Source organism: Rhodococcus sp. IEGM 1351, assembly GCF_030056875.1.
GTDB lineage: Bacteria > Actinomycetota > Actinomycetes > Mycobacteriales > Mycobacteriaceae > Rhodococcus_F > Rhodococcus_F opacus.
Map to the genome: position 1 here is coordinate 246,781 of NZ_JASHKU010000013.1, position 13,373 is coordinate 260,153.

The window sequence follows — 13,373 nt, forward strand, 5'->3', positions numbered from 1 at the left end:
TGACGGAGGCCCTGCGAGGTCACTCCTTTTCGCGGGCGGCGACGATGGCGTCGAGGTTGGCGGCGATGTTCTGCTCGGCGCGAGCTTTGTCGACACCCAGTCCGGTGAGCACTCCGACCCCGTCCTCGACCTCGAGCAGGGCCAGCAGGATGTGCTCGGTTCCGATGTAGTTGTGCCCTAAACGTAGTGCCTCACGGAACGTCAGTTCGAGCGCCTTGCGTGACTGGGCATCGAAGGGAATGAGCGCGGGCACCTCCTCGACGGCGGGGGGCAGAGTCGCGGTCGCGGCGTGCCGGACCGAATCCAGTGTCACGTCCTGCGCGGAGATCGCCCGGGCGCCGAGCCCTTCCGGATCGGCCAGGAGTCCGAGGATGAGATGCTGGGGCAGGATCTCGGCGGTGCGTGCCGCCCTGGCCTCGTTCTGCGCGACCACCACCACCTGTCGTGCGCGCGGAGTGAACCGGCTGAATCCCTGATTCGGGTCGAGGTCGGAGGCCTGCCCGGGATCCTTGGGGACGAATCGCTTCTGCGCGGCCTGCTTCGTGACGCCCATGCTCTTGCCGATTTCGGTCCACGATGCCCCCGAGCGGCGGGCCTGGTCGACGAAGTGGCCGATGAGATGGTCGGCCAGTTCACCGAGGTGCTCCGCGGCGAGGACCGCGTCGGTGAGTTGCTCGAGCGGGGCTTCGGCGTGCACCTTCTTGATCGCGTCGATGAGCTCGTCGAGTCGGATGGGTGGGGTCGTGCGATCTGAAGTCTCCATGCGTCAACTCTAGGTTGACGGACCGTGAGCGTCAACCCCAGGTTGTCGCTTTCGACTTCCGCGAGCTGCGCACCACCCGCGATCCGATCTGCTAGTTTTTATAACTAGCAGATCTAGGGATAGGGGTTCTATGCATATCGAGAAAGATCTAGTGGCGGCTTCGGCCACTCCCCTCGTGCTCGGAATTCTCGCGGAAGGCGAGTCCTACGGGTATGCCATCTTGAAACGAGTGAACGACTTGTCCGGCGGACGGATTCAGTGGACCGACGGAATGTTGTACCCACTTCTGCATCGCCTGGAAAGGTTGGAATACGTGTCGGCATCGTGGGGAGCCTCCGACAGCGGGCGAAGGCGTAAGCACTACACGATCACCGCTGCGGGCCGGGAGATGCTCGCGGAACGACGCGCCCAATGGGACGTCGTCGCGGACGCTCTGAGCCAGGTGTGGCGCTCCGTCCAACTGCCCCCAGCCTCCGCCGAAGGATGGTCGTGATGGATACCGACAAGGAGCTCGAATCGCAGATCGGCCAGTGGCGGGGTTACGTCGAGCGCCGTCACGCGATATCCGCCGCCGACACCGACGAGATGGAAGACCATCTACGCGATCAAATTTCGGATCTGTCCGCCGCCGGACTGCAGACCGACGAGGCATTCCTGGTCGCGGTCAAACGCATGGGCAACGTCGATGACATCTCCCGCGAGTTCGCGCGCGAGCACTCCGATCGGCTGTGGAAGCAACTCGTTCTGATGCCGGCCGCGTCGGATGGCGACGGCACTCGCCCCACACGTGAGCTGTTCGTCGTTCTCGGGCTCGCCGTCGGCGCGGCACTGTCGGTCAAGGCAGGCGTGACGACACTCGGCGAGCAGGACCTCGCACGCAACCTCAGCCTGTTCGTTCTTCCGTTCCTCGCCGGATACTTCGCCTGGAAGCGACAGGTCACGCCCCGGCTCGCCGCGGTACTGCTGGTGCCGTTCGCCCTGGCGGCGGTTCTGTTGAACGTCTTCCCGTTCGCGTCGAACGGCGCCACCGAGGTGATCGCGGCGATCCACGCACCGATCGCGCTGTGGTTCGCCGTCGGCCTTGCGTATGTCGGGGGTCAGTGGCGATCGGATCGGCGGCGAATGGACTTCATCCGATTCACCGGCGAATGGGTCGTCTACCTGACCCTCCTCGCCCTCGGCGGCGGCGTCCTCATCGGCCTGACGATCGGTGCGTTCGACGCGCTCGGCCTGAGTGTCGAGTGGTTCATCGAGGACTGGGTGCTGCCGTTCGGGACGGCCGGCGCGGTCATCGTCGCAGCATGGCTCGTGGAGGCGAAACAGAATGTAGTCGAGAACATCGCCCCAGTCCTCACCCGCGTGTTCACCCCACTGACCACGCTCATGCTGCTCGTGTTGCTCACGGCATTCGCTACGACCGGCAGCGTCGTCGACGTCGACCGAAACCTGTTGATCCTGATGGATCTCATTCTCGTCGTCGTCCTTGGATTGCTGTTGTACGCGATTTCCGCCCGTGACCCCTACCTGCCACCCGACCTGTTCGACCGCCTCCAACTCGTCCTCGTCGTCAGTGCCCTCGCGGTCGACCTGCTGATGCTGTTCGCCATGCTCACTCGAATCGCGGAATTCGGCTTCACCCCGAACAAGGTGGCGGCACTCGGAATGAACCTGGTCCTCCTCGTCAACCTGACCTGGTCGGCTCATCTCATCCTCGGGTTCCTGCGCGGCCGCCGCGGTTTCAGCTCCACCGAACGCTGGCAGACCCGTTACCTTCCCGTCTTCGGCGTGTGGGCGGCGTTGATGGTCGGCGTTCTCCCACCGGTTTTCGACTTCGTGTGACCACGGAGCTGATCGAGATTGTTTTCCTCGCAAAGGGAATTCACGGCATACGGCCCGTCTTACTGGGCCATGATCGCGCTGTTCGTCGTGGGGTCCGCGATTCTGGTCTGGCGCGGACGCTGCCAGACCGAATCGCAGGCCCGACGCCTCGGCCGCGTCCTTGCGGTGCTGACTGCCGCGATCTACGGCGCGACACTGGTCTATTTCTCGCTTCCGCCCACCATCGACGGCTCGGTACCGCTGCGCCTGACCGATCTCGCGACCGTCGCGGCGGCCTGTGCGCTGTGGTCCCGGGCGCAGTGGGCCTACGCGCTCACGTACTACTGGGGACTCGTGCTGAGCACCCAGGCGTTGATCTCGCCTGTTCTGACCGGTCCGGACTTCCCCCACTACCAGTTCCTCGCGTTCTGGGCGATTCACCTGCTCGTGGTCTGGGCGGCCATCTATCTGACGTGGGGCCGAAGGATGCGGCCTCGGTGGCGCAGCTACCGGTTCACGGTCCTGGTCACGGTCGTCTGGGCGGCGTCTACCTTCACGTTCAACCGTGTCGCCGGAACCAACTACGGATTCCTCAACAGAAAGCGTCTACATAGATCTCATACTTCCTACCACTGACGTGGCTGGCGTTGGAGATGTATGTACTTCACGGCTACCCGTAACACCCTGCGGTGTTGCAGGTTTTACCGTGTCCCACACCGACGCTTGTGGCGCAGGAACAGTCTTTGTCTGGTTCACCCCCACCTGAGGTGTCGCGGCGGGAGCACTACGACGGACACGGCGATGCCGCTGCCTGCTCGGAGTGGGACACATCTTGTCGCGGCATTGGCGCACCGGCGCATGCTCGATCACCCGGATCCGCGGATTCCGGCCGCGCTTCCGAACCGCTTTTCCACGTCCCAGCAATGCCCGTTTGGCCAGGTTCACGGCCGCCACATGGTCACGGTTTCCGCCAACTTTGCACTGCACACACCATGCCCGGTGGTAACCGCCGAGGCGAGAGAGTGGTTCGTTGCAGCTCGGACACAACGCGGAAGATCCTCGTGCTGGTACGGACACCACCGTCACACCGACACCGGCGGCGGTGTGGGTGAGAGCGCCGACGGCTTGGCGGCGGGCCGATTGCGCGGCCCGATTGTTGTTGACATGCCCATGCCCGCGGGTTTCGAGGGTGGTGAGGTCTTCCACCGCGATCACCGTCGCGCCCGCCGCGGCAGCGAAGTCGGCAACCTGACAGCCGAAGTGAAACGCCATTTCCCGGTTGATCTTTGCCCGTTTGATGCCGACAGCGGTGCGGTGCCCGTCGAGGACGGCGATCTTCGCGTCGAGTTGTGCTCGGACCTCGGGGGGTGCGGTCGCGGCGAGCCGGCGCAGGCGAGCAGCTTTGCGGTGCAGCAGTTGCCCTTCGGTTTGCAGGCGTGCCAGCTTGATCCCGAGGCCTCGGTCGTCGTACGTGAAACCCCGATAGTCCGAGACCACACCCTCCGGGGTTTGTGTGGCGACGGCGGCCACACCGAGAGTGGACGGAGACCAGTCCACGCCCACCGCCGTCGTTCCCGATGTCAGATCAGCGGCGGGGACTGCTTCGGTGGCAGCGCACCGCAACAGCAGACCTCGGTGGTCGAGGACCAGGGTCGGTAGATGCCACTCGCTGATCGGCCGCCGATGCAGGTGCGGTGGGATCGCGGCGGTCAGCCGGACTCGTCGCCACTGCGCGCGTGCTGTCGGGGCGGCGGTGGTGGGTAGTGTGACTGTCAACGTCATGACGGCGTCTGTGACGGTCATGTGTGCGAGTTGTCGATCCGCTGCGGAAAGCCGAGCCATCGCCGAGGTCTGGGGTGGTGCTTGCATGTCGGTGATCCGCAGGCGTGCGTCTGCCGCGCCGGCAGTGCGGGGTGAGCGCGCTGTGAGCTGCCGCACCACGCCACGGGCGAATCCGGGCGGGACGTACTCCGCAGCGGTGGTGGGTGCGGCGATGCGGCCGGTGGCCGGGTCGAACCGGGCCGACAGTGCAGTGATCGCGGTGTCTCGGTATGCCAGAGCCCGCAAAGTGCCTACCGCCTGCGCGGTCACCACCCGCGTGACACGCGACGGGACGTAGACCCCGTCCGGGTAGTGCGGGGTCCAGCCCAGACGCGCAGCAGCGACATGACCGTGCATCGGGAGTTTCCGGCCGTGGCTGTCACATCCGGCGGCGAGGACATCGAAGGTGGCCGATTGCCACAGCCGCGAAATCAGCTCGGTTTCGGCACCGGAGATCAGGTCGAGCATCCACCCGACACGAACGTCGAGGTCGTCGAGCCCGATCGGCGCACCGGTCGCGTCATCGACAGCCAGGTAGGGGCGAGTGGTGAACGAGAACTGTCGCAGCGCAGTCAATCCGGCATCGGCCATCAGCTAGCCCCTCTCCACCGGGCCGCCGCATCGCCGAAGAAGTCGACGTTGATGCTCCTTCGACCGCAATCGGTAGAAGCGGCCGGAAAACGAAGCGAGCACTGCCATGAAGTCATCCATCAGCTCCTCTACCAGCGACTTGTCCCCATGGTCACGCCGGACCTCGACCTTAACCCCGACCGCCGACAAGTACCGCTCGATCCACGCCACCGGAGAATTGCGCCAACCGATCCCGCCACACCACTCGCACCACCGTGAAGTGACCCTTGGCTGCGTCCTCGAGCATCCGATTCAGTCCCGCCCGGGTCTCCCGCAGACCTGAACCATGATCCTTGTAGACCCGGTACACGGTGCCGGCGGCACTCTCACGCAGCATCTTCTCCTGATAGGCGAGCGAGGATTCCTGACCGGTCGAGCCGGACACCCGGCAGTACAACGCTTCCGCCCTGTCGGCTGGAACACTCTCCGGTGCAGGTCGACCCAGGTAGACGTCGAGATCCTCCCGATCGAAGACTCGTGACCGGAACCTGTACGCCGAGACGGTAACCGGCCCTCCGGCGCGGCCTTCCGGACTCCCACCGACATCTTCAGGTATGCCGCCGCCTCGCCGATGCGCGTGATCCGATAGCAACAGGAAGGATTAGGAAGTATTAGGGATTACGGTAACAGTTGAGAGCCTGCCACCGCGACCCTTCTGGACGTTCTGGGTCCCTGGCCGGTGTACCTACTGACGGCGACGACACTGATTCTCGTCGTGTGGGCCCTGATGACCTGGCCGTGGGAGCGGGCACGACGACGCGCCGAGGAAGGCCCCCTGCCGTCCTGACGTTGTCCCGGCGTCTTTGGTGTCACGCATTATCTTCCGAACGACGCTGCCGCTGCGTAACATCAGATCCATCTCGCTGGAATCCCGATGGAGGCCGACGTGGGTGGACTTGGAATCGATCTCGGAACTGCCAACACTGTCGTCGGAACTCCCGACGACGGCATCGTACTGAACGAGCCGTCCTTCATGCTCGTTCGAACGAAGGATCCGCACCGTGCTCTTGCAATCGGCACGGAGGCGCGAAGTCTCGTCGGCCGCACTCCTATCGGAATCACGCCGGTTCGACCGTTGCGTGACGGGGTGATCGTGGACCTGGAGACGGCGCGGGCATTCGTCACGGCCGTCATCAAACGGGTCTCCTCTGCAAGGCGATACGGGCTGCGGCCCAAGGGAGTCATCTCGGTCCCCGCGGGTGCCACCCCACTCGAGCGTCGGGCCCTGCTCGAGGTCGGCCACGAAGCCGGTTTGCGGAAGGTGGGGTTAATACCGGAGCCGGTGGCGGGTGCGCTCGGTTGCGGAATCAACCCCATGGAACCACGCGCACACCTCGTCGTCGATATCGGCGGCGGCACTTCGGAAATCACCGCCATCTGTTTCGGTGGCATTCTCTCCCACCGCAGTTGCCGACTCGCGGGGGACGAACTGACCAACGCGCTATACCAGTACTTGCGGTCGGAGCACAAGATCGTGGTCGGCGAACTCACCGCCGAGCGGGCGAAACTGGGCGCACCGGAGACCGACGAAGGGCAGTCACTCGTCGTGGAGGGTCGCGACGCCGTTACCGGACGGGCGCGATTCGTCACACTCGAGACCGAGGAGATCGTGGATGCGTTGCGTCCGACCACAACCGGAATCGTGCAGACACTGACCGAGTGTCTCGAGGACCTTCCTCCCCAGGCGATCGGTGACGTGATGTCGGAAGGGCTACTCGTCATCGGCGGCGGGGCGATGCTACGAGGCCTGTCGCAGCTGCTCGAGGAGGCCTTCGGGTTCCCGGTGAAGACGGCCGAACGCCCGCTCACCTGCGTCGCCGAAGGCGCCACGGCGTGTCTGGTTCATCCTGAGGTGGTTGCCGCGTACAGCAGCTGATCACCGATTCGGCGCCGGGACGGGTGGTCGCGGAAAGTAGTGTTCGAGAAGTTTCTTGACCACGGGGCCCGCCGTCGCCGACCCGAAGCCACCGCCGCGGATCAGCACCGACACCTGGATCTGGGGGGCGTCGAAAGGCGCGACCGCGGAGAACCAGGCGTTGAGTCCTTCGCCGGGCGCCGACGGGTCCTCCGCCGTGCCGGTCTTCGCGCCGGCCGGTACAGGGAGGTCCGCGAGTTGCCCGGCGGTCCCGGCCGACGCGGACGCTCGCATGCCTGCCCGGACAGGACCGAGTAGGTCTGCGAACGGTAGGCGCTGCGGTTCCGCTGTCGGGATGGGGGTCAGTTCCGACCCGTACGCCGCAGCGAGCTGAGGCGTCACCATCGCACCTGTGGCGATGCCCGACGTCCAGCGCGCCACCTGAATCGGGGTCGCGCTGACGGTGCCCTGCCCGATACCCATCAACAGGGTCGACCCGGGATACCAGGTGGCCCCGATGCTTCCGACGTTCTCCGGGGTGCCGAGGAATCCCTCGGCCTCGCCGGGCAGGTCGATCCCGGATCGTCGGCCGACGCCCAGTTGCCCCGCGACGTCCGCCATCTTCTCCGGGCCCAGGAGTTCACCGAGCTTGTAGAAGTAGACATTGTCGGACCACTGGATCGCCTGGAGCAGATTGTGCGGGCCCATCGGTTGCCAGTTCCGGAAGGTGTGGCCGCCGTAGGTGTAGGCCGCGCCCGTGTCGACCACCGTGTCCGGCGACAGCACCGGGTATTGGGTATTCGCCGCCGCGACGACGATCTTGAAGGTGGAGCCGGGCGGGACCGCGGTCTGGGTGGCGTTGTTGACCAACGGGCTCGGCCCCGGGGTCTGACTCTGCGCCGCGAGGGCGACGAGGTCGGCCGGAGGTCCGTAGACGTTGTTGTCGGCGCCCGGGACGCTGGCGAGGGCCAGCACGGCTCCGGTCCGCGCGTCCATCACGACGGCGGCACCGAGGTCGCCCTTGCTGGTTCGCATCGCCTCCACGAGTGCGTCGGTCGCCAGGTTCTGCACCCCGATGTCGAGGTGCAGGCGCAGATCATGGCCCCGCACCGGGTCCACGCGTTCGCCGGTCGCTACCGGATGCCCGGACGGATCGACGTACACGCACTGTTTGCCGTCGCTGCCGCGGAGCAGAGCGTCGTACTGCTTCTCGAGTCCCGCCTTGCCGACCCGGGACCCGAGCGCGAGATGCGGCCAGCGTTCCATGTCGTCTGCGTCGGCGACTCCGACATGCCCGAGGACGGAGGCGAGCACGGCACCGTACGGATACTGTCTGCGGCCGGACGGCACCACGAGCACACCGGGAAGTCGCGCATCCACGATGCGGCGAGCCTGGTCGGGCGCGACTCTGCCTACCGCCACCTGAGACTCCCCCTCGCCACCGGCCTCGATCAGGTCCGCCAACTCGTCGGGAGACGTGGCGAGCAGAGCGGCCAACCGGCTGCGGGTGTCGTCGTTCTCCTCGAACATCCGAGCGACCACCGCCACGGCGTACTCGGCGACATTGACCGCGAGCGGAATTCCGTTGCGGTCGAGGATCAGTCCGCGCTCTGCGGGCAGGCGGATGCACCGCATCATCTGCTGATCGCTCATCGCCCGGAATTCTGCACCCCGGTCGTGCTGCAACTGCCAGGCGAACACCGACATCGCGACGAGTGCCGCGGTCATCGTCAGGGTGCCCGCCGACATTCCGCGCGGGCGGCGTCGCCGTCGGGGATCCGGGGTCCACAGCGGTCGCGCGACGCCGTCTCGGCGCACCGCGAGCACCAGTCCGATGGCGACGAAACCGACGATGGCGGCGGTGCCCCCGTAGCTGAAGAGCGGAATCGGCATGCCGGTATGGGGCAGAAGCGACAGACTCTGACCGATCGACACCAGCGCGTGGATGCCGAACAACGCGCCGATTCCGGCCGCAACGAGTGCGGCCTCGCGAGTGCGCGCCGTGCGCGCGGAGAGTGCAGCCCGCCACACGATGACCGAAGTTGCCACCACGACAGCCAAGCCGGCGGTCAAACCCCACCCGTACACCAGGCTGGCGAACGCGAGATCGTGCTCCGATTCGGGAAGATACTCGGCCCGCACCGCGTACATCGGGTCGCGCGCCAGCCCCCACAGGCCACCGCTGCCGATCGCGATGTTCGCTTGTAACTCGGCCCATCCCGCGCCGGCGGGGTCGGCGTTGCTCGACAAGAACACGTGGACCCGTTCGAGTTGGTAGGGGCGGAGGAAGAGCACGGCCAGCGGAAGCGACGCGAGACCCAGCACGAACAGCGGAACCAGAGGCAGCAGCGGGACGCGGGCGAGGATGAGCATGAATCCCGCCGTCGCAACGAGGACGACGGCAGTCGACAGGTCGGGTTGGAGTGCGACGAGTGCAATGGGTACGCCCCCGATCACCAAGGTCGCGACGAATCGTGCCGGCGTGAACCCACCGGCGAGCATGCTCGCGGGCACGAGAACCAGGGCGAGCTTGGCCAGTTCGGACGGCTGGACGGTGAATACGCCGAAGTCCAGCCAGCGTTGAGCACCCTTGGTCGCGACCCCCGCGAGCGGCACGACCGCCAGCAACACGGTGGCCACGGTGAACACTGCCCAGCCGAAGGCGCGGAGATCACTCATCCGCAGACGGGACACCACATACATGATGCCGAGACCGGCAACGGCGAAGAGCGTGTGGCGAACAGCGTCTGCTGTCTTCCCTGTCGAGAGCAAATTCAGAAGGCCGAGCACGACGAGAACGATCGCCGCACCGACGATCCACGGGTCGGATTCGTGCTTGTCATCGTGCTTGTCATCATGCTTGTCGTCGTGCATCCCACCCCTCCCCCGGCGCTCAGCAGCGAGCGTTTTCGGCGGGCACCAGCAGCGGCTCGGACGCGGCCGTCGCCGGGGCGCTGGTGACGGCCCCGATGGCGAGCGCGGCGCCCGGCGGCAGATCGGTCCGGACGATGCCGTACACCTGCTGCGACCCGGGCTGAACGGGCAGCGACACGTCACTCCCCGTCCGCACCTCGCCGGAACAGCGGTCGTACACGTTCACCCGCCAGGTCACGGCGCCGACAGCTGCCGCCGGATCCAGGTGAACGTCGACCCGGATCGCGCACGCTTGCCCGGGGCGACACTCACCGTTGGCGCGCGTGGCCGTGACGAGCGTGATCGGGCCCGCGCTCCCGGGGGCACCGACGTCGACGGACGACGGCGCCCGGCCGACATCGGTCGTCGCCGGCGCGGCCTGATCAGCTGGGGGTTCCGGTGGAGGCGGCGACACGGGCCGAATCTGATTCTGCTCCGCGGGATTCACGGGATTCAGGACGGCGTCCCACCCCCGGCGCAGCTCGGACCACACCCGTGGAGCCATCAACGCCGCAGCGACGAGTATCAGGATCGCGATCAGACCGAGCGCTCCCTGCCGCCGCGACGGTCGTCTCCTTTTGCGATGCCACGGATTCCGGACCGGCGGGAACCAGCCTGACGGTGCGAGGGTGGATCCCTCCGCAACATACGGCCAGTCCTGTACGTCCGTCCGCTCCCCCACGACTCGACTGTCAGTACGCGGCCGTCCCATCGTCGCGGCGACGAGCCCGGCGAGTTGGCAGCGCTTCCTGCTCTCCTGTGCCGGGTCGACGTCGGGTGCGATCGCCTGACGAACCCGTTGCCCCAACACATCCAGATCTGTTGTTTCGGCGAGCGATTCGTGCAACCGGTCGGCCAATGCCGAACCGCGACAGTTCGTCGCGATACGTCGGACGAGCTCGGCCACCGCCTCGCTCATGTCGTGCCGTGACGCACTGCCCGTGCACCCGATCGTGAGCTGTCCACTTTCGGACACCGTCACGTCCCGGAGGTGGAGTGGGTAGGGCCCTTCGCTGCGCGCCGGTTCGAGCTGATCGAGCGCATCCGCGACGAGTAGCGCAGCCTGGGCTGGTGTCAGGGCCGCCACCGCAAGAAGTCGTCCGAGTCGGACACCGCGGACACGTTCGTCGTAATCGATGTGTTCGGGCGGGTCGGGGCGGGCATCGGCGGGCTCGGTTCTCCTCGCAAGGAGCCCTGTCACTGCTTCGATCATCGTGCACCCCGACGCTATGCCTCCCGCACGGTTGGGACGACACCGGAGCGGGCGGCGGCGGACCTTGAGTTGGGCTTACTCGCTGCCGAAATCCTTTACGCCTGTGTCATTCCATTTAACTCCGGGCCGCGCTCCGGCGTCCGAGAAATCGCCCCGACCGCTTCGACACAATTGTGTGTCGTCGATCAGACAGCTGGTTCGCCACGGTGCCGGTCAGCTCACGCTCGGCGGTACCCCGAACGCCTGCATCACGACCGCACCCCAGTCCCGCCACATCGGACACGGTGGAGAATCCCGGTGGTCCAGGAACCGGATCACCTCGTCGTCGAACGCAGCCGATGTCGGCAGCGACGAGTGTGCGGCGCGGACCGGGCAGCCATTGCGTTCGACGTCCAGCCGCCAGCCGTGCGGCATCAGTGGAAGATCGGCAGCCGAGGTGATACTCAGAACACGCACCTCCCCGGGCAGCGGCTCGCCGAGAATGGCCTGTGCACTGCCCGCGGTGCCGAGCAGTTGCCGCGCCGCGGGCGTATCGGGGTCGAAGGGGAAGAAGACGATGTCGGTCGCGGGCGCCGCCCACCGCAACAGGTCGCCGAACACCCTGCCCCGTCGGTCGACGTCCGGCGGCGGAAAGCCGAGCGGTGTTTCCGGAAAGACACCCACCAGCACCAGCACGTCGACCCGCGCCCGACCCGTGGCAACCGCCTCCCACGCGATCCAGGCGGCATGGGAATGTGCGGCAACGATCAACGGCCGCTGCAGGTTAGCGGTCTGTTCGGCAAACAACGCGACCTGTTCCTCGACGGGGCGCTGGGTGTCGGCAGGTTCGTACGGGACCCCCGATCTGATCGGACACGTCGAGTCGCGCTGAGGCTGTCCGTCGCCGGGGCCGGCGTAGGAGAAGTAATAGACCTGATCGCATTCGTAACCCAGCCGGTGCACGTCCGCCCGGTGGATGCTCCCCTGCCCCGAACGCGAATTGATTCCGGACATGATGAACAGCGAACCGGCCTGTCGTGACCCGGGTTCCGGATCGTCATAGCGTCGTGTCTGAACGAAGACCACCGACGCCACCGTCACCGCGACGAGGACGGCGACGAATGCGGTAACGGGCCGGGTGAGTGGCGCACGGTCCATCGCCCACACTGTCAGCCCTGTCGCCGCAGCCGAGGCCGGCACGAGCAGCACAGTGAGGGCCGGGGCCCGGTCGGCCAGAGCGCCGAGCGCGAGGACCGCCGCACAGTACGGCACCATCACCTCGATCCGCAGGCCGCGACGCCACGCCCGCGCCATCGCACCGCGTAGGGTGACCCCGCCCTGCCACGGGACCGAGCCGAGTATCAGGACCAGCAGCCCGACCAGCGCCACCGCCGGCCAAAACGCCCGCGAGTACAGCGTCGCGTAGGCGGTTGCGTCACCGAGCGTCGCCAAGAGGACGGGGCCGAACGCCACCGCATAGAACACTGCGGCGAAGCGGAGGCGTCGGGCATCGAGTCCACCGAGAAGCCAGGCCATCAGGATGACCCGCACGGCCGACACCACGGCCAGCAATATCAGGAACTGAGGCCACGAGGCGGTACGTACCAGCAGAAGTCGCAGGTCCGCGAACTGATCCAGCGGCGGCAGCGCAACCAGGTGCAGCAGTCCCGGCCAGACGGGAATAATCCCGCTCGCCGCGAGCACGACGACGAGCACCGCGACGGCGACCAACGGCAACCACCGCGTCCCCTTCGTCGACGTCATATCTTTCGCTGTACTCGCTGTTCGCGGTCCGGCACAACCCATGCGGCGACCACGCAGGACACGCTGTCAGGTCCGCGGCCTGGACAGGGCGAGTGCTCGACGGCCTCGCGAACGTGAGTGGGAACAGCGCCCGGATGTACAGGTGCTCGTCGGTCATTGCAGCCCTCGCTGCGTCGATGCGACCCGGATGTCCTCCCGCCCCTTTCCCCGGCGGTTGGGCAGGCTGGGGTGGCGGCTCGGCTGACCGCTCGACTCCTGAACATGCTTCGGTTCCGGGGCTTCATCCACTCCCCGAACTGAATCTTCACTAGCCGTCACGTTCTCAAACAGAATTATCTGCAGTTCTCTTGGCACTGAATTGGCGAATATTCATACTTGGTCCCGCGATCAAGTGATGCACCTCACATTCACCGATCGCCGCGACGCCCGTCGCGCACAACCCACACCCACAGGCTCAGGAGCTTTACCCGTGAAAATCGGTATCCCCCGCGAAATCAAGAACCACGAATACCGGGTGGCCATCACCCCCGCCGGTGTCCACGAACTCACCGAACGCGGCCACGAGGTGATCATCGAATCCGAAGCCGGCATCGGCTCCTCCTTCGCCGATGAGGACT

General features: G+C 66.3%; 9 protein-coding genes and 3 pseudogenes. 6 read left to right on the plus strand and 6 right to left on the minus strand.

Features of this window, described 5'->3' with window-relative positions:
• Window positions 1–19 precede the first annotated feature (19 nt).
• Complete coding sequence (locus tag QM806_RS23445) at window positions 20–763, minus strand: Clp protease N-terminal domain-containing protein (protein WP_005564588.1); 744 nt, start codon at window positions 761–763, stop codon at window positions 20–22.
• A 130-nt stretch (window positions 764–893) separates the two neighbouring features.
• On the opposite strand from QM806_RS23445, the gene QM806_RS23450 reads away from it, so the two are divergent.
• The 3 genes and pseudogenes from QM806_RS23450 to QM806_RS23460 all read left to right on the plus strand — a co-directional run.
• Window positions 894–1,256 (plus strand): PadR family transcriptional regulator, encoded by a 363-nt coding sequence (locus QM806_RS23450; protein ID WP_005246523.1) that lies wholly within the window; start codon window positions 894–896, stop codon window positions 1,254–1,256.
• Complete coding sequence (locus tag QM806_RS23455) at window positions 1,256–2,602, plus strand: permease prefix domain 1-containing protein (RefSeq protein ID WP_043788718.1); 1,347 nt, start codon at window positions 1,256–1,258, stop codon at window positions 2,600–2,602. Before QM806_RS23450 ends, QM806_RS23455 begins: the two co-directional genes overlap by 1 nt.
• Before the next feature lie 18 nt (window positions 2,603–2,620).
• Window positions 2,621–3,184 (plus strand): annotated as a pseudogene (locus tag QM806_RS23460) (YwaF family protein); the annotation flags it as partial.
• A 3-nt stretch (window positions 3,185–3,187) separates the two neighbouring features.
• Here the strand turns inward: QM806_RS23460 and QM806_RS23465 are convergent.
• Both QM806_RS23465 and QM806_RS23470 read right to left on the minus strand, forming a co-directional pair.
• Window positions 3,188–4,993 carry a zinc ribbon domain-containing protein gene (locus tag QM806_RS23465; protein ID WP_283293026.1) on the minus strand — a complete coding sequence of 602 codons (1,806 nt, stop codon included), beginning with the start codon at window positions 4,991–4,993 and terminating at the stop codon, window positions 3,188–3,190.
• A 169-nt stretch (window positions 4,994–5,162) separates the two neighbouring features.
• Window positions 5,163–5,417, minus strand: a complete 255-nt coding sequence (locus tag QM806_RS23470) for a recombinase family protein (protein ID WP_283293028.1) — start codon at window positions 5,415–5,417, stop codon at window positions 5,163–5,165.
• A 249-nt stretch (window positions 5,418–5,666) separates the two neighbouring features.
• Here QM806_RS23470 and QM806_RS41735 point away from each other — a divergent pair.
• Together QM806_RS41735 and QM806_RS23480 are read left to right on the plus strand one after the other, a co-directional pair.
• A pseudogene (locus QM806_RS41735) lies at window positions 5,667–5,819 on the plus strand (TMEM164 family acyltransferase); the annotation flags it as partial.
• Window positions 5,820–5,918: 99 nt separating this feature from the next.
• Window positions 5,919–6,908, plus strand: coding sequence for a rod shape-determining protein (locus QM806_RS23480; protein WP_043788722.1), 990 nt, complete (start codon window positions 5,919–5,921; stop codon window positions 6,906–6,908).
• On the opposite strand, the gene QM806_RS23485 is transcribed toward QM806_RS23480, so the two are convergent.
• The 3 genes from QM806_RS23485 to QM806_RS23495 all read right to left on the minus strand — a co-directional run bounded on the left by QM806_RS23485 (window position 6,909) and on the right by QM806_RS23495 (window position 12,756).
• Entirely contained in the window at window positions 6,909–9,761 is a 2,853-nt protein-coding gene (locus QM806_RS23485; RefSeq protein ID WP_054247424.1) for an FtsW/RodA/SpoVE family cell cycle protein, read from the minus strand.
• Window positions 9,762–9,780: 19 nt separating this feature from the next.
• Window positions 9,781–11,013 (minus strand): hypothetical protein, encoded by a 1,233-nt coding sequence (locus tag QM806_RS23490; protein ID WP_054247423.1) that lies wholly within the window; start codon window positions 11,011–11,013, stop codon window positions 9,781–9,783.
• Window positions 11,014–11,226: 213 nt separating this feature from the next.
• The gene (locus QM806_RS23495; RefSeq protein ID WP_005569582.1) at window positions 11,227–12,756 is read right to left on the minus strand and encodes a hypothetical protein; all 1,530 of its coding nucleotides are present in this window, start codon (window positions 12,754–12,756) and stop codon (window positions 11,227–11,229) included.
• Between the two features lie 469 nt (window positions 12,757–13,225).
• On the opposite strand from QM806_RS23495, the pseudogene QM806_RS23500 reads away from it, so the two are divergent.
• Window positions 13,226–13,373: pseudogene (locus QM806_RS23500) on the plus strand (alanine dehydrogenase); the annotation flags it as partial.

Bases quoted from the DNA above. Each gene is read 5' to 3' on its own strand.
- QM806_RS23485 (WP_054247424.1), bottom strand. From the start codon at position 9,761: ATGCACGACGACAAGCATGATGACAAGCACGATGACAAGCACGAATCC.
- QM806_RS23445 (WP_005564588.1), bottom strand. From the start codon at position 763: ATGGAGACTTCAGATCGCACGACCCCACCCATCCGACTCGACGAGCTC.
- QM806_RS23465 (WP_283293026.1), bottom strand. From the start codon at position 4,993: ATGGCCGATGCCGGATTGACTGCGCTGCGACAGTTCTCGTTCACCACT.
- QM806_RS23450 (WP_005246523.1), top strand. From the start codon at position 894: ATGCATATCGAGAAAGATCTAGTGGCGGCTTCGGCCACTCCCCTCGTG.
- QM806_RS23455 (WP_043788718.1), top strand. From the start codon at position 1,256: ATGGATACCGACAAGGAGCTCGAATCGCAGATCGGCCAGTGGCGGGGT.
- QM806_RS23490 (WP_054247423.1), bottom strand. From the start codon at position 11,013: ATGATCGAAGCAGTGACAGGGCTCCTTGCGAGGAGAACCGAGCCCGCC.
- QM806_RS23495 (WP_005569582.1), bottom strand. From the start codon at position 12,756: ATGACGTCGACGAAGGGGACGCGGTGGTTGCCGTTGGTCGCCGTCGCG.